Genomic DNA, 19340 nt, shown 5'->3' with positions numbered 1-19340 from the left:
GATGTCATACGGCGACGGGGTCACCCCTGGACGCGGCGAGAGGGGGCACCCGGTCGCGCCGGGTGCCCCCTCTCGCCGTGAGCGACGAACCGCTTAGCTGGGGTTCGTGTCGATGACCGCCACGCGGTCGGTCTTGCTCTTCAGCGCCAGCCGCAGGGCGCCGTAGACGTCCTCGACCGTGACGGGCGTCTTCTTGCCGTTGGCCCGGCTGATGACCACGCCGTCGAAGGCGCCGCCGTAGAGCTCCTTCAGCGCGACATAGTCAGGGGCGTCGACGAGCTTGCCGTTGACGGCCTTGACCCGCAGGAACTTCCACAGGGAGTTCTCCGGGCTCAGCGGGACGCTGTGCGCGGCGTCCGTCTGCACGGTCACCTTGGCCGACATCGCCGGCTCCGCGAACTCCTTCATCATCCGGTCGACCTCGGCGTTCGAGACCGTCGGCTGCTGCGTCGTCGTCGGGACGGTCACCGCGCCGGCCGCGCCGGTCTCGACCTGGGCCCGGTAGGCGGACTCGACGGCGTCGGTGGACTTGGCGACGTCGATGCCCTTGCCCGCCTTGCCGTAGACGGCGACGGCCTTGCCGGACTCGAACTTGATCGTGCCGTCGGTCACCGAACCGGAGCCGCCGGAGGCCTCCTCCAGGGCGGCGTGCAGCTTCTCCTCGTCGGTGGGCATGACCGGGTCGACAACCCGGTGGTTGCCGAAGAGGGAGCCGATGACCGAGACCGGGTTGTAGTCGCTGGTCGCGGCCGCGCTGACCGTCTGCTGCATGTCGAACTGAAGCCCGGCCTTGTCCGGCTCCAGCGTCACGGTCTTACCGCCCACCGACAGCTTCAGCGGCTTGTTGACCCGCTCGTCGAAGGCGTCGTTGAGCTTCTGGACCGCTTCGTCGCGGGTGCCGCCGCCGATGTCGACGCCGAGCACGGTGGTGCCCTTGGGCACGTCGGAGTGGGCCATCAGCAGGCCGGCGCCGTAGACGCCGCCCGCGAGGACGATCACTCCGCCGCCGACCAGCGCCAGCTTGTTGCGGCCCTTCTTCTTGGGCGCGCGCGAGGCCGGGGCGTCCGACGAGCCGGTTCCGGGCAGCTTCGGGGGCGTGTGCGGACCGGAGGGCTCGGCGCCGCCCGGGCCGAAGGGGCCGCTCTGGGCGCCGGCGGGCACGACGGGGATGCCGCTGGTGACGGTGTGGCCGGAGACGTTGTCGGCGACGCCGCCGTAGTGCGGGTTGCCGGGCTCGGGGGCAGGCTTCTGCGGGGTGAGGATCGCGGTGTCGTCGCTGAGCCCACCGCCGGGACCGTGGCCCGGGGCGTGGGGGGAGGCGCCGGGACCGGCGGAGATACCGGGGCCGACCGGGGCACCCGGGCCGGAGGGTCCGGGAGGACCACCGGGGCCGCCGGGACCACCGGGACGGCTCGGACCCGCGGAGATACCGGGGGCACCCGGGCCACCCGGACCGGCGGAGATTCCGGAGCCGCCGGGACCACCCGGGCCGCCCGGACGGCCGGGCGCACCGGAACCGCGCGGGCCGCCGGGACCACCAAGGCCGCCCTGCCGGGCGCCGGCGACCGGCGGCACCACCGGTCCGGCGCCGGTGACCGGGCCGGTCGTCGGGCCCGCGGGGCCCTGCGGGCCACCCTGCCCGCCATGGCCGTTCGGGCCGTTGAAGTCGCTCGGGCCGCCGAAGTCGTCGAGGCCGTTCGGAGCGCCGAAGTCGTCGAAGTCGTTCGGGGCGTTGAAATCGGCGGACGGGTCGAAGCCGCCGGGGCCGCCCTGGGCGCCGTAACCGCCCGGGCCCGTGGGGCCGCCCTGCGGGCCGTAGCCGCCCTGGCCGCCGCTCCCGTTCTCCGAGAAGTACGGCAGGTCGTCGCGGCGCGCATCGCCACCGCGGGCACCGTTGCCGTTGCCCAGCGGGCCTGCCGCCAGCGCCTCGGTCACGTCGAAGGAACCGGTGCCTCCGCCGTGCCCGGGAGCCACGGGGCCGCCGGTGGCGCCGCCGGGGAGGCCCGCGCCGTTCGTGCCGCCGGGGCGGGAGCCGCCCGGCACGCTCATCGAGCCGACGACACCGCCGGGCCGACCGGCACCGGCACCCGGACGCGCCCCACCGGCGCTCGCGCCGGGGCCTGGACCAGCGGGGCCCGAACCACCGGGCAGACCGGCTCCGTTGGAAGGCGGTCCACCCTGACCGCCCTTGGGCGCGCCGGACTTGCGCGGCGCGAACCAGTCGCTCGTCTTCTCGCCCGCCTGCGCCGCTGGCTCGGCCGGGGGCTCGACGGTGCCCGTGGACATCGACGTGGCGGCCGACGGCGTCGGCGGCTCGATGTCCGCGCCGCCGCCGGTGGCCTGGCTCTCGGCATCCGCGACGGGCTGGCGCACGACGACCGGCGGAATGGGCCGTGATCCGGGGATGTTGATCCGGATCCGGGTCGTCAGCGTGGTCTCGGTCTTGCGCTCCTCCGGCTGCGCGGCCGAACGGCCCGCGTCCGCACCGCTGTCGGAAGCCATGGGGGTCCCGTACGGCGGCGTGCCCGAGGGGTATGCGGCTCCGCCGTGCCCGTTGGGCCCGGAGGACGGAGTGTCAGTTTCACGACTCAAGGCAGGTTCTCCCGGTTGGCTCCGCCGCCGTTTCGACCCCATTGCTCCGGGCGGCTCGGCGGCGCGCACCACCATACTGGCCACTTCTGGCCCGTATCCCACGACCGCCTGGGAAACCCACACGGGACTCGCACGTGTGCGTCGTGGAGAAGTGGTACGTCACTTGCCAAGTCGGACGCCGTCGCCACCCGGTTGCCGCACCGGGGCGAGGGTGGCGCAGATCACAGCCACAGCCATGCCGCCGAGCAGGAAGAGGTAGGACGCGGCCCCTGTGCCGAAGACGAAGTCGCCCTCCGGGCGGCTGGCGGTGAGCAGGATGACGGTGATCATCCAGCCGCCGGCGGGCGCGACGGCCCCGGCCCGGCCGCCTGTCGCCCTGGCGGCGCCCAGCAGGAGCCCGGCCTCGGCGGCGAGCGCGAGCAGCAGACCGCCCGGGAACCACGCGGGCTGCACCAGCGCCCCGGCCAGGCCGACGACCGCGCCGAGCACGAAGAGTCCGAGGTGGGCGAGGGCGCGCAGGACGGAAGGCCGCTTCAGCTTCAGCGGCTGGGCGAGCATCGAGCTCATGACGCCTCCCCGGGGGCCACACCGGCGAACAGGTCGGTCTCCGTCCCCGCCACCGGATCCGCCGCTCTCTCGCCGCGCACCAACTCGTAGTACTCGGTGGTGAAGAGGGGCTGCGCGAGTTCGTTGGAGAGCGCGAAGTACGGCTCGGTCACCTCGGCCACGTCGATCTGCGTGGCGTGCGCCCGCATCGCGGCGGCCTTGGCGGCGGCGTACGCGGTGCCGTCGATCACGGTGGTGATCCGCTCGTCGTCCACGACGCCCGGTACGTCGTCGATGACGGCCGCCTTGTCGAACGGCAACCCGGGCAGATCCGCCTGAAGCCGGGCGAAGGCCCCCTCGGCGACCGTGCGCGGGACGCGGTTCCAGTAGACCTTGGGGATCTGCCAGCCGGAGTCGGCGGCCAGCTCGGCCGCGCGCGTGGCGATGCGGTGGGCCTGGATGTGGTCGGGGTGGCCGTAGCCGCCGTCGGGGTCGTAGGTGACCAGGACCTGGGGGCGTACCTCCAGGATGACCTCGACGAGAGCCCGGGCCGCGTCGTCGACGTCCGCCTGCCAGAGACTGGCCGGGTCGTCGTTGTCGGCGAGGCCCATCATCCCCGAGTCCTCGTAACGGCCGTTGCCGCCGAGGAGACGGAAGTCCTCGACGCCGAGCTCGCGCATCGCGGCCGTGAGCTCACCCAGGCGGTGTTCGCCCAGAGCGGCGCCGGTCAGGTGCCGAAGCTCAGGGGGGATGACCTCGCCGTGCTCGCCGAGGGTGCAGGTGACCAGGGTCACCCGGGCACCCTCGGCCGCGTACTTGGCCATGGTGGCGCCGTTGTTGATCGACTCGTCGTCCGGGTGCGCGTGCACCAGGAGCAGACGCCGGTCGGGCAGTTCCGTCATGGAGCCCACCCTACGAGGCGGCACCGACAGTGCCGCCCGCGCGGCTCAGAACTTGATGCCGCCGATCATGCCCGCGATGTTCGTCGTCAGCTCGCTGATGGTGGGGGCGATGGTCGAGGACGCGAGGTAGAACCCGAGCAGCATGCACACGACCGCATGGCCCGCCTTCAGTCCTGACTTCTTGATCAACAAGAAGACGATGATCGCCAGCAGCACCACCGCCGAAATCGAGAGTGCCACGGCGGTTCACCTCCAAGAATCCCAAGGGTGGGGGGTCGGAATATGGGGGCAGATAAATCCATACGACAGCCAGCAGGTTCATACCCACTATGCGCTATTGATCATAACTATCCGCCCGTGCGCATCGATCGGCGCACAGCCGCACAAGGGGGCGCACTGGCCAATATGGTCGGGGCATGACGACCGAGCCAGTCTCCTTTCCCCGCCGGCACGCCCGCACCCAGAGGTTCACGCTCGGCGCGCCGCGCGCGTTCGCGGTGGCGCCCGACGGTTCCCGTGTCGTTTTCCTGCGCTCCGGCTCCGGTACGGACCCGGCCAGTTCGCTCTGGGTGCTCGACACGGCGGACGGCGGGGAGCGCGTGGCGGCCGACCCGCGCGCCCTGCTGGGCGGCGGCGCCGAGGACCTCTCGGCCGAGGAGCGGGCGCGGCGCGAGCGCAGCCGTGAGGGCGGTGCCGGCATCGTCGCCCACGCCACCGACAGCGCCGTCGAGTTGGCGTCTTTTGCGTTGTCAGGGCGGCTTTTCACCGCCGAGCTGCGGGCCGGTACGGCACGTGAACTTCCGGTCCCCGGGCCGGTGATCGACCCGCGCCCCTCCCCCGACGGACGGCATGTCGCGTACGTCGCGCGGGGCGCCCTGCGGGTGGTGGGCGCCGAGGGCGAGGGCGACCGTGCGCTCGCCGAGCCGGAGTCGGACGGGGTGACGTACGGACTGGCCGAGTTCATCGCCGCCGAGGAGATGGGGCGCTCCCGGGGCTTCTGGTGGGGGCCCGAATCGGACCTGCTGCTGGTGGCGCGCGCGGACGACACGCCGGTGCGCCGGTGGTGGATCTCCGATCCGGCGCATCCTGAGCGCGAACCGCAGCAGGTGGCCTACCCGGCGGCGGGAACCGCGAACGCGGAGGTGCGGCTGTTCGTGATCGGCCTGGACGGCGTGCGGACGGAGGTCGCGTGGGACCGGAAGCGATACCCCTATCTGGCGCGAGTGCACTGGTCAGAGGCGGGTGCGCCACTGTTGCTCGTACAAGCGCGCGACCAGCGCAGCCAGTTGTTCCTGGCCGTTGACCCGGCGACGGGGGCGACGCGGATGGTGCACGCGGACGAAGATCCACAATGGCTTGATCTTTTCCCCGGGGTGCCCTGCTGGAGCCCGTCCGGTCACCTCGTGCGCATCGCCGACGAGGGGGGCGCGCGCGTGCTCACGGTGGGCGAACGTCCGCTGACCGGGCAGCAGTTGCACGTCCGGGCGGTCCTGCACGTCTCCGCCGACGACGTGCTGGTCTCGGCGTCGGCGGGTGCGGCCGCGGCGGCCCCCGAGATCGGTGAAGTGCATGTGTACCGGGTGAACGAGCTCGGCATGGAGCGCCTGTCGCAGGAGCCCGGCGTGCACTCGGCGGTGCGTGCCGGGGGCGTGACCGTGCTGGCGTCCCACACGCTCGGCCGACCCGGGGCCCAGGTGCAGGTGCTGCGCGACGGGAAGCGGATCGCAACGGTCCGCTCCTATGCCGAAGATCCCGGTTTGACCCCGCGCGTGACCCTCACCGAGGGGGGCGCACGCCGCATCCCGTGCGCCGTGCTTATGCCTCGGGACTACGCCGGGGACACCCCGCTCCCGGTTTTGCTGGATCCCTACGGGGGACCGCACGCCTCACGGGTCGTCGCCGCGCACAACGCGTACCTCACCTCGCAGTGGTTCGCGGACCAGGGGTTCGCCGTGATCGTGGCGGACGGTCGCGGTACGCCGGGACGCTCGCCCGCGTGGGAGAAGGCGGTGCACGGGGACTTCACGGTCTCCCTCGACGACCAGGTCGACGCGCTCCAGGACCTCGCGAAGTCCCATCCCCTCGACCTCTCCCGGGTGGCCGTCCGCGGCTGGTCGTACGGCGGCTGGCTGGCCGCACTGGCGGTGCTGCGCCGCCCGGACGTCTTCCACGCGGGCATCGCGGGCGCGCCGGTCACCGACTGGCGGCTCTACGACACGCACTACACGGAGCGGTACCTGGGCGACCCGGCCGCGCGGCCGGAGCCGTACGCGAAGAGTTCGCTGATCACCGCGGACGGGCTCTCCTCGCCCGCCGGGCCGCATCGCCCGCTGATGATCGTGCACGGGCTGGCCGACGACAACGTGGTGGTCGCGCACGCCCTGCGCCTGTCCTCCGCCCTGCTGGCCGCCGGCCGGCCGCACGAGGTGCTGCCGCTGTCCGGGGTGACCCACATGACCCCGCAGGAGCAGGTCGCCGAGAACCTGCTGCTCCTTCAGGTGGACTTCCTGAAGCGGTCGCTGGCATAGCCGCACAAAGGTGCACGAACTGCGTTAACACGCAGGCAACTTCACGGAAGCGGTACCGATATACGGACGGTGGAGGCTGAACAGCGTACGGCCGTGCGGGTGCCGTGAACGGGCCGGGGTGCGCCATGTCACCCCGGCCCGTTGCTTTGCCCCTCCGTCGCGAAGTGGCACGCCGAGTCGTGGGCCTGCGGCCCGCTCAGCGCCCGGAACCGCGGGGGCACCGCGAGCTGCGGCACCTCCAGGGCGCAGCGGTCCTCGGCCTTCCAGCAGCGGGTGCGGAAGCGGCAGCCGGAGGGGACGTTCGTCGGGGACGGCACGTCGCCCGCGAGGATGATGCGCTCGCGGCGGTCCCGGGCCCGAGGGTCGGGGACGGGGACCGCGGAGAGCAGCGCCTGGGTGTAGGGGTGCGTGGGGTGGTCGTAGATCTCGGCGTCCCTGCCGATCTCCACGATCCGGCCGAGGTACATCACCCCGACCCGGTCGGAGATGTGCCGCACGATCGACAGGTCGTGGGCGATGAAGACGTAGGAGAGGGCGAACTCGTTCTGGAGGCGGTCCATCAGGTTGATGACCTGGGCCTGGACGGAGACGTCCAGCGCGGAGACGGGTTCGTCGGCGACGATGACCTCCGGGCGCAGGGCGAGGCCGCGCGCGATGCCGATGCGCTGGCGCTGGCCGCCGGAGAACTGGTGCGGGTAGCGGTTGATGTGCTCGGGGTTGAGGCCGACCACGTCCAGCAGCTCGCGCACCCTGCGGCGCCGGTCGCCCTTCGGGGCCGCGTCGGGGTGGATGTCGTACGGCTCCCCGATGATGTCGCCCACCGTCATGCGGGGGTTGAGGGAGGTGTACGGGTCCTGGAAGACCATCTGGATGTTGCGTCGTACGGCCTTCAGCGCGCGGCCGGACAGGCGGGTGATGTCCTCGCCCTTGTACTTGATCGAACCGGCCGTCGGGCGCTCCAGGTTGACCAGCATCTTGGCGACCGTCGACTTGCCGCAGCCGGACTCGCCGACGATGCCGAGGGTTTCACCGCGGTGCAGGGTGAAGTCGACGCCGTCGACGGCCTTGATCGCGCCGACCTGCTTCCTGAACAGGATGCCCTGGGTGAGCGGGTAGTGCTTGACGAGCCCGCCGACCTCCAGAATCGCCTCAGCCATGCAGGCACTCCCTCCAGAAGTGGCAGGCGCTGCCCCGGTCCGTGTCCGACTCGGTGACCTCGTGCAGCGGGGGTACGTCGGTGCGGCACAGGTCCCTGGCCGTGGGGCAGCGGGGGTGGAAGGCGCAGCCCTGCGGGATGTTCATGAGGTTGGGTGGCAGGCCCTTGATGGCGTAGAGCTCCCGGCCCTTGTGGTCCAGGCGCGGGATGGAGTCCAGCAGGCCCTTGGTGTACGGGTGGGCGGGCGCCTTGTAGAGGTCGTGGACCGGTGCGGACTCGACGATCCGGCCGGCGTACATCACGGCGATCCGGTCGGCGACGTCGGCGACGACACCGAGGTCGTGGGTGATGAGGATGAGCCCCATGCGGTACTCGCGCTGCAGCTCCGCGAGCAGATCCATGACCTGGGCCTGGACGGTGACGTCGAGGGCCGTCGTCGGCTCGTCGGCGATGATGAGCGCCGGTTCGAGGGCGAGGGCCATCGCGATCATGATGCGCTGGCGCATGCCGCCGGAGAACTGGTGCGGGTACTGCTTGACGCGCTCCCTGGCGGCCGGGATCCGCACCCGGTCCATCAGCTCCACCGCCTTGGCCCGCGCGTCCTTCCTGGACATGCCGCGGTGCACGACGAACATCTCGCCGAGCTGGTCGCCGACGGTCAGGACGGGGTTCAGTGACGACAGGGCGTCCTGGAAGATCATCGCCATCTCGGCGCCGCGGACCTTGCGCCGCTGCTCTTCCTTCAGCTTCAACAGGTCCCGCCCCTGGAAGAGGATCTCGCCCCCGGTGATCCGCCCGGGCGGCATGTCGAGGATCCCCATCACGGCCTGCGCGGTGACCGACTTCCCTGACCCGGACTCCCCGAGCACGGCGAGTGTCTCCCCCGCGTCCACGCCGTAGCTGACACCGTTCACGGCCTTGGCGACGCCGTCCCGCGTCCGGAACTCCACCTGCAGATCACGCACTTCGAGCAACATGCCGCGGGCTCACCTCACTTTCGGGTCGGGGTGTTGGCGCTCCGCTGCTTGTGCCGCGAGTGCCGATGTGCCGTCGGTCGCCTGCGGCCCCGCCGTGGCCGGTCGCGCAGTTCCCCGCGCCCCTGAGCGTCGGTCGCCTGCGGCCCCGCCGTGGCCGGTCGCGCAGTTCCCCGCGCCCCTGAGCGTCGGTCGTCTGCGGCGCCGCCGTGGCCTGTCGCGCAGTTCCCCGCGCCCCTGAGCGTCGGTCGTCTGCGGCGCCGCCGTGGCCTGTCGCGCAGTTCCCCGCGCCCCTTGGGGCACTGCCGAACCGGAGCGGACTTCGCTCGGCCTGTCTCGGGGTACGAAGCGAACCACGCCGCCCTCACCTCAGCTTCGGGTCGAGGGCGTCGCGTACCGCGTCGCCGAGCATGATGAAGGCCAGGACCGTGATGGCGAGGGCGCCCGAGGGCCACAGGAGGGCGTGGGGGGCGTTGCGGATGTAGGGGGAGGCCGCGGAGATGTCGATGCCCCAGGAGACGCTCGGGGGTTTCAGGCCAACGCCCAGATACGACAGGGTCGCCTCCAGGGCGATGTAGGTGCCGAGGGCGATGGTCGCCACCACGATCACCGGGGCCACGGCGTTGGGCGCGATGTGGCGGAGCAGGATGCGGGAGTTGGAGGCGCCCAGGGCCCGGGCGGCCTGGACGTAGTCGTTCTGTCGGGCGGTGATGACCGCGCCCCGGGCGATGCGGGAGATCTGCGGCCAGCCCAGCAGCACGATGAAGCCGATGACCGGCCAGATGCTGTTGCTGGTCACCACGGAGAGGAGGACCAGGCCGCCGAGGATCACCGGGATCGCGAAGAAGACGTCGGTGACGCGGGAGAGGACCGAGTCCCACAGGCCGCCGAAGAAGCCGGCCAGCGCCCCCAGCACCGAGCCGAGGACCGCGACCCCGAGCGTGGCGCAGACGCCGACGGCGACGGACGTACGGGCGCCGTAGACCGTGCGGGTGTAGACGTCACAGCCCTGGCCGTCGTAGCCGAAGGGGTGGCCGGGCCCGGAGCCCTGCTGGGCCTTGGCGAGGTCGCACTTGAGCGGGCTGCCGGAGGCGATCGCCGAGGGCCACAGGGAGATGACGACCAGGAAGAGGATGATCAGCGCCGAGACGAGGAAGACGGGGTTGCGGCGCAGGTCGTGCCAGGCGTCGGACCAGAGGCTGCGGGGCCGGTCGGCGGCGGGGGCGGCCTCCGAGGGGTCCTGGCCCTCGGGGGCGGTGCTCTTCGGTCCGCCGGGCAGGGGGGACGGGCGCCGTTCGAGGGTCTCCGCCTCGCTCGCGGCCAGGTGCATCGCGCCGCCCGGGCCACCGCTGCCGGCGATCGCGCCCTCGGGCTGGAAGGGCTGCTCAGGCATAGCGGATCCTCGGGTCGAGTACGGCGTACAGGAGGTCGACGACCAGGTTGCAGAGGAGGAAGACGAGGACGAGCACCGTCACGAAGCCGACGACCGTCTGGGTGTTCTGGCGCAGGATGCCCTGGTAGAGCTGGTAGCCGACGCCGTGGATGTTGAAGATCCGCTCGGTGACGATCGCGCCGCCCATGAGGAAGCCGATGTCGGCGCCGATGAAGGTGACGACGGGGATGAGGGAGTTGCGCAGCAGGTGCCGGGTGACCACGCGGTGTCTCGGCAGGCCCTTCGCGATCGCCGTGCGGACGTAGTCGGAGCGGCGGTTCTCCGCGATGGAGGTGCGGGTCAGGCGGGTGACGTAGGCGAGGGAGACGGAGGCCAGGACGAGGCCCGGGAGGAGCAGCTCCGCGAAGGGGGCGGCCGGGGAGACGGAGGGGCGGATCCAGCCCCACTCCACGCCGAGCAGCAGTTGGAGCAGCAGGCCGGTGACGAAGGTGGGGACGGAGATGACGACCAGGGTGAGCAGCAGGACGCCGGTGTCGACGGGGCGGCCGCGGCGCAGGCCGGTGAGGACGCCCAGCGTGATCCCGATGACGATCTCGAACAGGATCGCGACGACGGTGAGCCGGAAGGTGACCGGGAAGGCCGTCGACATCAGCTCGGTGACTTCCTGACCGTTGAACGCCGTACCGAAGTCTCCGGTGAAGACGTTCCCCATGTAGGTCAGGTACTGCTGCCACACGGGCTTGTCGAGGCCGAACTCCTTGCGCAGCTGGGCGGCCGTCGCCGCGTCGCACTGCCGGTCGCCGCACAGGCCCGCGACGGGGTCGCCCATCACGTTGACCATGAGGAAGATCAGCAGGGTGGCCCCCACGAACACCGGGGCCATCTGCAGCAGGCGCCGGAGGACGTACCGCCCCATGGCGGGCTCAGCCGACCTTGATCTCGTGGTAGACGGGGACGCTGAAGGGGTTCAGGGCCACGTTCGACAGCCGCTGGGACCAGCCGGCGCTGCCGTTCTGGTACCAGAGCGGGATGGCGGCCATGTTGTCCCGGACGACCTCCTCGGCCTTCTGGAACATCTCCACGGCCTTCGCGGGGTCCGTCTCGGCGTTCGCCTCGTCGACGAGCCGGTCGAACTCCTGGCTCGACCACTTGCCGTCGTTGGAGGAGGCGTCGGTGTAGTAGAGGGGCTGGAGGAAGTTCTGGGTCAGCGGGTAGTCCATCTGCCAGCCCGCCCGGAAGGGCCCGGAGAGCTTCTGGGTCGTGCTCTTGCTGCGGAAGTCGGCGAAGGTGCCGATCGGGTTGCCGACGCAGGCCCGGTCGTTGCCCAGGGCGTTGTTGATGGAGTTGCAGACGGCGTCCACCCACAGCTTGTGGGAGCCGGTGTCCGCGTTGTACGTGATCTTCACCTGGCCGCCGGGCAGCCCGCCGCCCTCCTTGATCAGCTTCTTCGCCGCGGCGGCGTCGTAGCGGCACCACTCACCGCACAGTCCCTCCTTGTAGCCGCCGTCCTTGCCGAGGACGGGTGAGGTCCAGTCGGTGGCGGGGGTGCGGGTCCTGTGGAAGATGGTGGCGGTGATCTGCTCGCGGTCGATCGCCCGGGACAGCCCCTTGCGGACGCTGACCGAGCCGGCCGTGTTCCATTCCTTGTCGTAGTGGGGGAAGGCCAGGGTCTGGATGATGCCGGCCGGGGTGTTGAGGTAGCGGTCGCCGAGGTCGCTGCGGACGTTCTTCAGCTGCTGGGCCGGGACGTCGTCGAGGAGGTCGAGGTTGCCGGCCATCAGGTCGGTGTAGGCGGTGTTGTTGTCCGTGTAGACCTTGAGGGTGACGCCGCCGTTCTGCGCCGCGTCCGGGCCCGGGTAGACGTCCCACTTCGTCAGGCGCATCTCGGAACCCTTGGTGTACGACTCCACGGCGTAGGGGCCGTTGCCGACGGGCTTGTCCAGCCAGCCGGCGTGGTCGTCGTAGAACACGCGCGGCAACGGGACGAAGGCGTTGTAGCCGAGGGTGTCCGGGAAGCTGGAGAACCTCTGGCTGAGCCGGACGGTGAACGTCCGGTCGTCCACCACCTTCAGTCCGGACATCGTGTCGGCGCGCTGCTCGCCCTTCTCGGGGTGGACCTTGTCGTAGCCCTCGATGTAGCTGAAGAAGTAGGCGTTCTTCTGGTTGTTGCGCAGGCTCGCCCCGTAGTTCCAGGCGTCCACGAAGGACCTGGCGGTGACCTTCTCGCCGTCGCTGAAGGTCCAGCCGTCCTTGACGGTGATCGTGTAGTTCCGCGAGTCGGAGGTCTCGATCCGTTCGGCGAGCATGTCCTCGGCGGCGCCGGTCTTCGGGTTGTACTGCTTCAGCCCCCGGAAGATCATGGAGAGCACCTTGCCGCCCTGCACCTCGTTGGTGTTGGCCGGCTCCAGCGGGTTCTGCGGATCGGTCCACGAGGAACTCAGCACCGCGCCGACGTCGCCGCTGCCCTCCCCGCCGTCACTCCCGCCTCCACAGGCCGTCGCGGCGAGCGCGACCGCCACCGCGCTCGCGGCCCATCTGGCGTGCGTGGCTCCGCGCATGGAGTGCCTCCTGCTCTGGTGATGATCCGTTACGGGCCAATATCGAGTCAAAAGCCGTATAACGCACACGGACTCCGGCCAATGGAGCAACACACCATCCAGATGCACGAACCAGCACGGCACCCCCGTGCGCGACGAAACGGACTTCTCCCACCCGGTTCGATGGATCTTCGATGTAGGGCGCAATGGATCTTCGCGATCCGATGCCGAACCGTTGAATTAGGACCGCTGGATGTACACATTTCGATACGGAGCCGTCCGCATATCGAACTTGTTGCCCGAATAGTCCAGTTAGTCCGAGTCAAGGCACAACTCAATCACGTTGCGCTACCCGCGTAGCTACGGAATGGTCAAGACAGGGTAAAGAACGTAAAGAGACAACCAAGTCGGCCGAGAATTTATTGACCTTGAATGAATTGCGTTGAAAAAGTCCGGCGTAGCCCGTAGGGGAGCGTGCCCTGCGGAGTCATCAGACCCTCCCTTGGGCCAGGAGCACCATGACCCCCCCAACTCCATCTGCGGCTGCCCCGCTTGAGGTGACCGACGAGAGCGTCGAGAAGTCGATCACTTCTCCCGCCCCCTCGGCCAACGAGAGCAAGTCCCCGGGACAGCTGGCTTGGCGTCGCTTCAAGCGGGACCGCACAGGCGTCGCTGCCGCGTGCATCGTGATCTTCTTCTTCGTGATCGCGCTGTGCGCGCCTCTGATAGCCAATCTGTACGGGAAGGATCCGTACACGACGTACGGACTGAACACGCCCGGACTGCTGGGTGACAACGGATACCCGGTCGGACCGAACGGCGGCATCAGCGGCGAGTTCTGGTTCGGCATCGAGCCCCAGCTCGGCCGGGACCTGTTCACCTTCCTGCTCTACGGGATCCGCAACTCCCTGCTCATCGCCGCGGCCATCACGATCCTCGTGGTGATCATCGGCGTGACGCTCGGAGTCACCGCCGGCTACCTGGGCGGCAAGACGGACTGGCTGATCGGCCGGGTCATCGACATCCTGCTGGCCTTCCCGTCGCAGCTGTTCTTCGTGGCCTTCACGCCCGTGGTGCTCGCCCTGTTCGTGAGCGCCGACGAGAACACACCCGTCTGGCTCACCGTCGTCTGCCTCGTCGGCCTGCTCACCGTCTTCGGCTGGGCCTCCATCGCCCGACTTCTGCGCGGTCAGGTACTGGCCCTGCGCGAGCGGGAGTTCGTCGAGGCCGCCAAGGTCACGGGCGCGTCTCCGGCACGCATCATCTTCAAGGAACTGCTGCCCAACCTCTGGACGCCGATCCTGATCCAGGCGACTCTCGCCGTCCCGGCGATGGTCACCACCGAGGCGGGCCTCGCCTTCCTCGGCGTGGGCATCCAGGACCCGACGCCGGACTGGGGCGTCATGATCGGTGCGGCCGCCAAGGTGTACCAGGACGACATCACCTTCCTGCTCTTCCCGGGTGTGTCCATGGTGATCTTCGTCCTGGCGTTCAACCTCCTCGGCGACTCGGTGCGTGACGCACTCGACCCGAAGACCAAGCGCTGACTCCGGCCCATTTCAGGACCCCGGCGAAGGTGCCGGGGTGCCGGATCTCTCTCATCACTCTCATTTCGAAGGCAGGATGCGATGTCCTTCTCGCGTAGAAACTTCCTGATAGCCACGGGCGTTGTCGCGGCGTCGAGCTCCGTGCTGAGCGCGTGCAGCAGCGGCGACTCCACCAACAACACCGGTGGCGGCAAGCAGGATGCGGCCAAGGCCGACGCGACCGTCGTCAAGATCGGCACCGCCGAGGACTCCAAGGGCCCGGCCCCGGAGGTCTCCGGCGCGAAGAAGGGCGGCACCGTCTACCTTCTGAACGACGACGACTTCTCGCACCTCGACCCGCAGCGCATCTACTACGCCTGGAACTCGCTGGCGGCGATGGTGCTCTCGCGCACCCTGACCGGCTACAAGATCGCCGACGACGGCTCCCAGACGCTGGTCGGCGACCTCGCCACCGACACGGGCACCATGAAGGACGGCGGCAAGACCTGGTCCTTCACCCTGAAGGACGGCGTCAAGTGGGAGGACGGCTCCGACGTCACCGTCGACGACGTCCGCCACGGCATCGAGCGCTGCTTCGCCAACTTCGTCACCGAGGGCGCCTTCTACGTCCAGACCTGGCTGACCGGCTCGGCGGAGTACCGCAAGTCGTACCCGGGCCCGTACGGCGGCAAGCACCTGAAGTCGATCGAGACCAGCGGCAAGACCATCACCTTCCGCCTCTCCGAGGCGCGTCCCGACTTCAACTACGTCATGGCGATGCACTCCTACGCGCCGACCCCGGTGAAGAAGGACACCAAGCAGGACTACGACAAGAAGCCGGTCTCCAGCGGCCCCTACCGGGTCAAGACCCACGTCACCGACAAGTCGATGACGCTGGTGCGCAACGAGCACTGGGACGCGGCCACGGACCCGATCCGCAACGCCTACCCGGACCAGTTCGACTTCACCTTCGGCATCGAGCAGCTGACGGCGATCGACCGCCTGCTGGCCGACGCCGGCAAGGACCAGTACGCCACCAGCTGGCGCACCATCCCGCAGGAGCGCGTCCAGAAGGCGCAGACCGAGGCCAAGGACCGCGTCTTCGAGCAGCTCGGCAACGGCGTCAGCTGCTACTGGATCAACACCGGCCGGGTCAAGGACAAGTCCGTCCGCGAGGCCATCATCAAGGCCTGGCCGACCGCCGCGATCCGCCAGCTGCAGGGTGGCTCGGTCCGCGGTGACTACGCGACCGGCATCATGAGCCCGCTCGTGGCCGGCTACGAGTCGCAGGACGTCTGGGGCAAGCTGAAGAACCCCGCCGGCGACCCGAAGGCCGCGAAGGCGATCCTGAAGAAGGCCGGCAAGTCCGGTTACAAGGTCGTCTACGCCTACCAGAACGACCCGACCCAGGCGAAGATCAAGGTCGTCGTCGAGAACGCCCTGAAGGCGGCCGGCTTCGAGGTCGTCACCAAGGGCATCGACTCCACGACCTGGTACGACCAGGTCGGCAAGCTCGACAACCAGTACGACGTCTACTGGGGTGGCTGGTCCTCCGACTGGCCGACCGGCTACTCGGTGTTCCAGCCGCTGTTCGACAGCAAGAACGTCGTCGACCAGGGCCAGAACTACTCGCACCTGAAGGACCCGGCCGTCGACGCCGCCATCAAGGCCGCGACCGCCGAGACCGACCAGGACAAGGCCAACAAGATGTGGGCCGCCCTGGACAAGCAGGTCACCGAGACCGCCGCATTCGTTCCCGATGTGTACATGAAGCGCATCTACATGCACGGCTCCAAGCTCGGCAACGTCAAGATGGACCCGAACTTCGACGGCAGCATGCTCTACAAGATGTACGTCAAGTCCTGATCCACACCTGAGAGGTGGGGCGGCACCACGGTGCCGCCCCACCCTCGGCTCGTCCACCGTGGCCCCCGGAAACCCCGGTCCGGCCCCTCCTTACGACGGCCCTCCCAGGAAAGCCACTCCCCATGCTTCGCTTTCTAGTCCGCCGGCTCCTCGGCGCCGTGATCACGCTGTTGATCATCAGCTCGGTCACGTTCATGCTCTTCTACGCGGTGCCGCGCGACCCGGCCCGGATCGCCTGCGGCAAGCTCTGCACCCCGGAGACGCTGGAGCTGATCCGCCACAACATGGGGATCGCGGACCCGATGCCGGTCCAGTTCTGGCACTGGCTCAGCGGTATCTTCCTCGGCCGGGAGTACCCGGGCTTCGGCAACTGCGAAGCGCCGTGCCTCGGCTACTCCTTCGTCAACCGCGAGCCTGTCCTGGCCACCATCCTCGACCGGTTCCCGACGACGTTCTCGCTGTTCATCGGCTCGTCCGTGGTGTTCCTGGTCTTCGGCGTCGGCGCCGGCATGCTGGCCGCCCGCAAGCAGGGCAAGGCCACCGACAAGATCGCCAGCAGCGCCTCGCTGGTCGCCTCGTCGATGCAGATCTACTTCGTGGGCACGCTGGCCCTGTTCTTCTTCGTGTACCAGTGGCAGATCCTCGACCAGCCCGGGTACACGCCCTTCTCCCAGAACCCCGGCGCGTGGTTCAGCGGTCTGCTGCTGCCCTGGCTGATCCTGGCGCTGATCTTCACCGCGAACTACACCCGTATGACGCGCTCCCAGATGGTCGAGCAGCTCAACGAGGACTACGTGCGCACAGCCCGGGCCAAGGGCCTGTCCGGCCCGAACGTGTTCTTCCGGTTCGCCTGGCGCGGCGCCATGGGCCCGATCGTCACCATCTTCGGCATCGACATGGGCGTCCTCCTCGGCGGCGGCATGATCACCGAAAAGACCTTCAGCATCCAGGGCATCGGCATGCTCGCCGTCAAGTCGGCGACCAACAACGACCTGCCCATGCTGCTCGGCGTCATGGTGGTCACGGCCAGCTTCGTCGTCCTCGCCAACATCGTCGTCGACGCCTGCTACGCCCTGATCGACCCACGTATCAGGCTTGCCTGACCCCCGCCCCCACCAGCTACCCCGCATCACCCCTCACTGGAGCGTCCCCGTGACGAGCACCGATCAGCAGCCCTTCCTCTCCATCAAGGACTTGAAGGTGCACTTCTCGACCGAGGACGGCACCGTCAAGGCCGTCGACGGTCTGTCCTTCGACCTCGTACGCGGCAAGACGCTGGGCATCGTGGGCGAGTCCGGGTCCGGCAAGTCGGTCACCAACCTGACCATCCTGGGCCTGCACAACCCGGACAGCACCAAGGTCGAGGGCTCGATCACCCTGGACGGCGAAGAGCTGAACGGCGCCTCGGAGAGGAAGCTGGAGAAGCTGCGCGGCAACAAGATGTCCATGATCTTCCAGGACGCGCTGACCTCGCTCTCCCCGTACCACACCATCGGCAAGCAGATCGGCGAGACGTACCGCAAGCACACGGGCTGCTCCAAGAAGGCGGCACGCGAGCGGGCCATCGAGATGCTGAAGCGGGTCGGGATCCCGCAGCCGGAGGTCCGGGTCGACGACTACCCGCACCAGTTCTCCGGCGGTATGCGCCAGCGCGCGATGATCGCGATGGCGCTGGTCTGCGACCCCGAGCTGCTGATCGCCGACGAGCCGACCACGGCTCTCGACGTGACGGTCCAGGCCCAGATCATGGACCTTTTGAAGGACCTCCAGAAGGAGTTCGGCACGGCGATCATCTTCATCACGCACGACCTCGGTGTCATCGCCGACATCGCGGACGACGTGCTGGTGATGTACGGCGGCCGGTGCGTGGAACGCGGCACGAAGAAGGAGGTGCTGCGCGACCCGCAGCACCCCTACACCTGGGGCCTGCTGAGCTCCATGCCGAGTCTGGACCACCCGGTCGATGTGCCGCTGAACCCGATCCCGGGCTCGCCGCCGTCGCTGCTGAACCCGCCGTCGGGCTGCCGTTTCCACCCGCGGTGCGCCTTCGCCGAGAAGGTCGAGGGCGGCCTGTGCTCGTCGGAGCGTCCGCTGCTGGAGCTCGTCGACGGACGTGGCTCCGCCTGCCACCTGACCGCCGAGCAGCGCGGCGAGTACTTCTCCGACCTGGCCGGCAGCGCGGCCAACTGACGTACAAGAGACGGGATTTCACCACCATGAGCAGCACCACTCCCCTCCTGGACGTCTCCGGGCTGACCAAACACTTCCCGATCAAGGGCGGCTTCCCGATCCGTCGGACGGTGGGCCATGTCCAGGCCGTCGACGGCCTCGACTTCCAGGTCAACGAGGGCGAGAGCCTCGGTCTGGTCGGCGAGTCGGGTTGCGGCAAGTCGACGACCGGGCGCCTGATCACCCGCCTGCTGGAGCCCACGGCCGGCAAGATCTCGTACCAGGGCAAGGACATCACGCACGCCAGCCGCAAGGAACTGGCGCCGGTCCGCTCCGAGATCCAGATGATCTTCCAGGACCCGTACGCCTCGCTGAACCCGCGGCACACGGTCGGCAAGATCATCGCCGGTCCGATGGAGATCAACGACATCAACCCGGCGGGCGGGCGGGAGAAGCGCGTCCGTGAGCTGCTGGAGATCGTCGGCCTCAACCCCGAGCACTACAACCGCTTCCCGCACGAGTTCTCCGGCGGCCAGCGCCAGCGCATCGGCGTGGCACGGGCGCTGGCGCTGGAGCCGAAGCTGATAGTCGCGGACGAGCCGGTCTCCGCCCTCGACGTCTCCATCCAGGCGCAGGTGGTGAACCTGCTCCAGAAGGTCCAGCAGGAACTCGGCATCGCGTTCCTGTTCATCGCCCACGACCTGGCCGTCGTACGGCACTTCTCGCAGCGCGTCGCGGTCATGTACCTCGGCAAGATCGTCGAGATCGCCGACCGCGACGACCTGTACGACAACCCGCGCCACCCGTACACCCGGGCGCTGCTGTCCGCCGTACCCGAGGCGACCGTGGACGAGACGCCCGCCCGTGAGCGCATCCGGCTCCAGGGCGACGTGCCGTCCCCGATCAACCCGCCCTCCGGCTGCCGCTTCCGCACCCGTTGCTGGAAGGCGACGGAGAAGTGCGCGACCGAGGCCCCGCCGCTGGTCCAGGTCGAGGGCAACAAGCCCGGCCACCTCACGGCGTGCCACTACCCCGAGACGGCCGACGTCGCGTCGGCTCCGCGTCTCGTCAAGGACCCCGAGCCGGCGGCCTGACACACCCCTTTTCGTCAGCCGCCGCGCACGGAACGGACTTTCGCCGGCCCATTGACC

At 69.5% G+C, this 19340-nt stretch carries 15 protein-coding genes; 6 read left to right on the top strand and 9 right to left on the bottom strand.

All coding sequences use genetic code 11. The features are described from left to right. Positions 1 to 93: 93 nt before the first annotated feature. The 4 genes from ACFU95_RS02760 to ACFU95_RS02745 form a co-directional block, all read right to left on the bottom strand. Positions 94 to 2592 (bottom strand): hypothetical protein, encoded by a 2499-nt coding sequence (locus ACFU95_RS02760; RefSeq protein WP_383820742.1) that lies wholly within the window; start codon positions 2590 to 2592, stop codon positions 94 to 96. A gap of 159 nt (positions 2593 to 2751) precedes the next feature. Beyond that, entirely contained in the window at positions 2752 to 3159 is a 408-nt protein-coding gene (locus ACFU95_RS02755) for a DUF6113 family protein (protein WP_383820739.1), read from the bottom strand. After that, entirely contained in the window at positions 3156 to 4040 is an 885-nt protein-coding gene (gene mshB / locus ACFU95_RS02750) for an N-acetyl-1-D-myo-inositol-2-amino-2-deoxy-alpha-D-glucopyranoside deacetylase (RefSeq protein WP_383820736.1), read from the bottom strand. The genes ACFU95_RS02755 and mshB overlap by 4 nt, the downstream gene beginning before the upstream one ends. A 45-nt stretch (positions 4041 to 4085) precedes the next feature. Next, positions 4086 to 4280, bottom strand: a complete 195-nt coding sequence (locus tag ACFU95_RS02745) for a hypothetical protein (RefSeq protein ID WP_030048865.1) — start codon at positions 4278 to 4280, stop codon at positions 4086 to 4088. Positions 4281 to 4456: 176 nt separating this feature from the next. Between ACFU95_RS02745 and ACFU95_RS02740 the strand changes: the two genes are divergently transcribed. Next, positions 4457 to 6568, top strand: a complete 2112-nt coding sequence (locus ACFU95_RS02740; protein WP_383820732.1) for a prolyl oligopeptidase family serine peptidase — start codon at positions 4457 to 4459, stop codon at positions 6566 to 6568. Between the two features lie 128 nt (positions 6569 to 6696). On the opposite strand, the gene ACFU95_RS02735 is transcribed toward ACFU95_RS02740, so the two are convergent. From ACFU95_RS02735 to ACFU95_RS02715, 5 genes are all read right to left on the bottom strand, one after another. Next, on the bottom strand, positions 6697 to 7725 hold the full coding sequence (locus tag ACFU95_RS02735) for an ABC transporter ATP-binding protein (protein ID WP_383820729.1): 1029 nt from the start codon (positions 7723 to 7725) through the stop codon (positions 6697 to 6699). Further along, positions 7718 to 8701 carry an ABC transporter ATP-binding protein gene (locus ACFU95_RS02730; protein ID WP_383820727.1) on the bottom strand — a complete coding sequence of 328 codons (984 nt, stop codon included), beginning with the start codon at positions 8699 to 8701 and terminating at the stop codon, positions 7718 to 7720. The genes ACFU95_RS02735 and ACFU95_RS02730 overlap by 8 nt, the downstream gene beginning before the upstream one ends. Before the next feature lie 361 nt (positions 8702 to 9062). Beyond that, on the bottom strand, positions 9063 to 10091 hold the full coding sequence (locus tag ACFU95_RS02725) for an ABC transporter permease (RefSeq protein ID WP_383820725.1): 1029 nt from the start codon (positions 10089 to 10091) through the stop codon (positions 9063 to 9065). Beyond that, positions 10084 to 11007 carry an ABC transporter permease gene (locus ACFU95_RS02720; protein WP_383820722.1) on the bottom strand — a complete coding sequence of 308 codons (924 nt, stop codon included), beginning with the start codon at positions 11005 to 11007 and terminating at the stop codon, positions 10084 to 10086. Before ACFU95_RS02720 ends, ACFU95_RS02725 begins: the two co-directional genes overlap by 8 nt. 7 nt (positions 11008 to 11014) lie before the next feature. Then, entirely contained in the window at positions 11015 to 12649 is a 1635-nt protein-coding gene (locus ACFU95_RS02715) for an ABC transporter substrate-binding protein (RefSeq protein WP_383820720.1), read from the bottom strand. A gap of 497 nt (positions 12650 to 13146) precedes the next feature. Between ACFU95_RS02715 and ACFU95_RS02710 the strand changes: the two genes are divergently transcribed. From ACFU95_RS02710 to ACFU95_RS02690, 5 genes are all read left to right on the top strand, one after another. Beyond that, a complete protein-coding gene (locus tag ACFU95_RS02710) occupies positions 13147 to 14175 on the top strand; it encodes an ABC transporter permease (RefSeq protein ID WP_383820717.1) in 1029 nt (342 codons plus the stop codon). An 81-nt stretch (positions 14176 to 14256) separates the two neighbouring features. Further along, positions 14257 to 16020 carry an ABC transporter substrate-binding protein gene (locus ACFU95_RS02705; protein WP_383820714.1) on the top strand — a complete coding sequence of 588 codons (1764 nt, stop codon included), beginning with the start codon at positions 14257 to 14259 and terminating at the stop codon, positions 16018 to 16020. Between the two features lie 122 nt (positions 16021 to 16142). Continuing rightward, positions 16143 to 17123 carry an ABC transporter permease gene (locus ACFU95_RS02700; RefSeq protein WP_383820712.1) on the top strand — a complete coding sequence of 327 codons (981 nt, stop codon included), beginning with the start codon at positions 16143 to 16145 and terminating at the stop codon, positions 17121 to 17123. 49 nt (positions 17124 to 17172) lie between these two features. Next, on the top strand, positions 17173 to 18210 hold the full coding sequence (locus ACFU95_RS02695) for an ABC transporter ATP-binding protein (RefSeq protein WP_383820709.1): 1038 nt from the start codon (positions 17173 to 17175) through the stop codon (positions 18208 to 18210). Between the two features lie 26 nt (positions 18211 to 18236). Further along, positions 18237 to 19283: an ABC transporter ATP-binding protein gene (locus tag ACFU95_RS02690; protein WP_383820706.1), complete on the top strand. Its 1047-nt coding sequence runs from the start codon at positions 18237 to 18239 to the stop codon at positions 19281 to 19283. Positions 19284 to 19340: the final 57 nt, after the last annotated feature.

The sequence above is a fragment of the Streptomyces sp. NPDC057623 genome, assembly GCF_042800355.1.
Classification (GTDB): domain Bacteria; phylum Actinomycetota; class Actinomycetes; order Streptomycetales; family Streptomycetaceae; genus Streptomyces.
The sequence above is the reverse complement of the archived record's forward strand: the minus strand, read 5'-3'. Positions and strand labels throughout refer to the sequence as shown.

Bases quoted from the DNA above. Each gene is read 5' to 3' on its own strand.
- ACFU95_RS02730 (WP_383820727.1), bottom strand. From the start codon at position 8,701: ATGTTGCTCGAAGTGCGTGATCTGCAGGTGGAGTTCCGGACGCGGGAC.
- mshB (WP_383820736.1), bottom strand. From the start codon at position 4,040: ATGACGGAACTGCCCGACCGGCGTCTGCTCCTGGTGCACGCGCACCCG.
- ACFU95_RS02715 (WP_383820720.1), bottom strand. From the start codon at position 12,649: ATGCGCGGAGCCACGCACGCCAGATGGGCCGCGAGCGCGGTGGCGGTC.
- ACFU95_RS02735 (WP_383820729.1), bottom strand. From the start codon at position 7,725: ATGGCTGAGGCGATTCTGGAGGTCGGCGGGCTCGTCAAGCACTACCCG.
- ACFU95_RS02700 (WP_383820712.1), top strand. From the start codon at position 16,143: ATGCTTCGCTTTCTAGTCCGCCGGCTCCTCGGCGCCGTGATCACGCTG.
- ACFU95_RS02710 (WP_383820717.1), top strand. From the start codon at position 13,147: ATGACCCCCCCAACTCCATCTGCGGCTGCCCCGCTTGAGGTGACCGAC.
- ACFU95_RS02720 (WP_383820722.1), bottom strand. From the start codon at position 11,007: ATGGGGCGGTACGTCCTCCGGCGCCTGCTGCAGATGGCCCCGGTGTTC.
- ACFU95_RS02705 (WP_383820714.1), top strand. From the start codon at position 14,257: ATGTCCTTCTCGCGTAGAAACTTCCTGATAGCCACGGGCGTTGTCGCG.
- ACFU95_RS02740 (WP_383820732.1), top strand. From the start codon at position 4,457: ATGACGACCGAGCCAGTCTCCTTTCCCCGCCGGCACGCCCGCACCCAG.
- ACFU95_RS02690 (WP_383820706.1), top strand. From the start codon at position 18,237: ATGAGCAGCACCACTCCCCTCCTGGACGTCTCCGGGCTGACCAAACAC.
- ACFU95_RS02755 (WP_383820739.1), bottom strand. From the start codon at position 3,159: ATGAGCTCGATGCTCGCCCAGCCGCTGAAGCTGAAGCGGCCTTCCGTC.
- ACFU95_RS02725 (WP_383820725.1), bottom strand. From the start codon at position 10,091: ATGCCTGAGCAGCCCTTCCAGCCCGAGGGCGCGATCGCCGGCAGCGGT.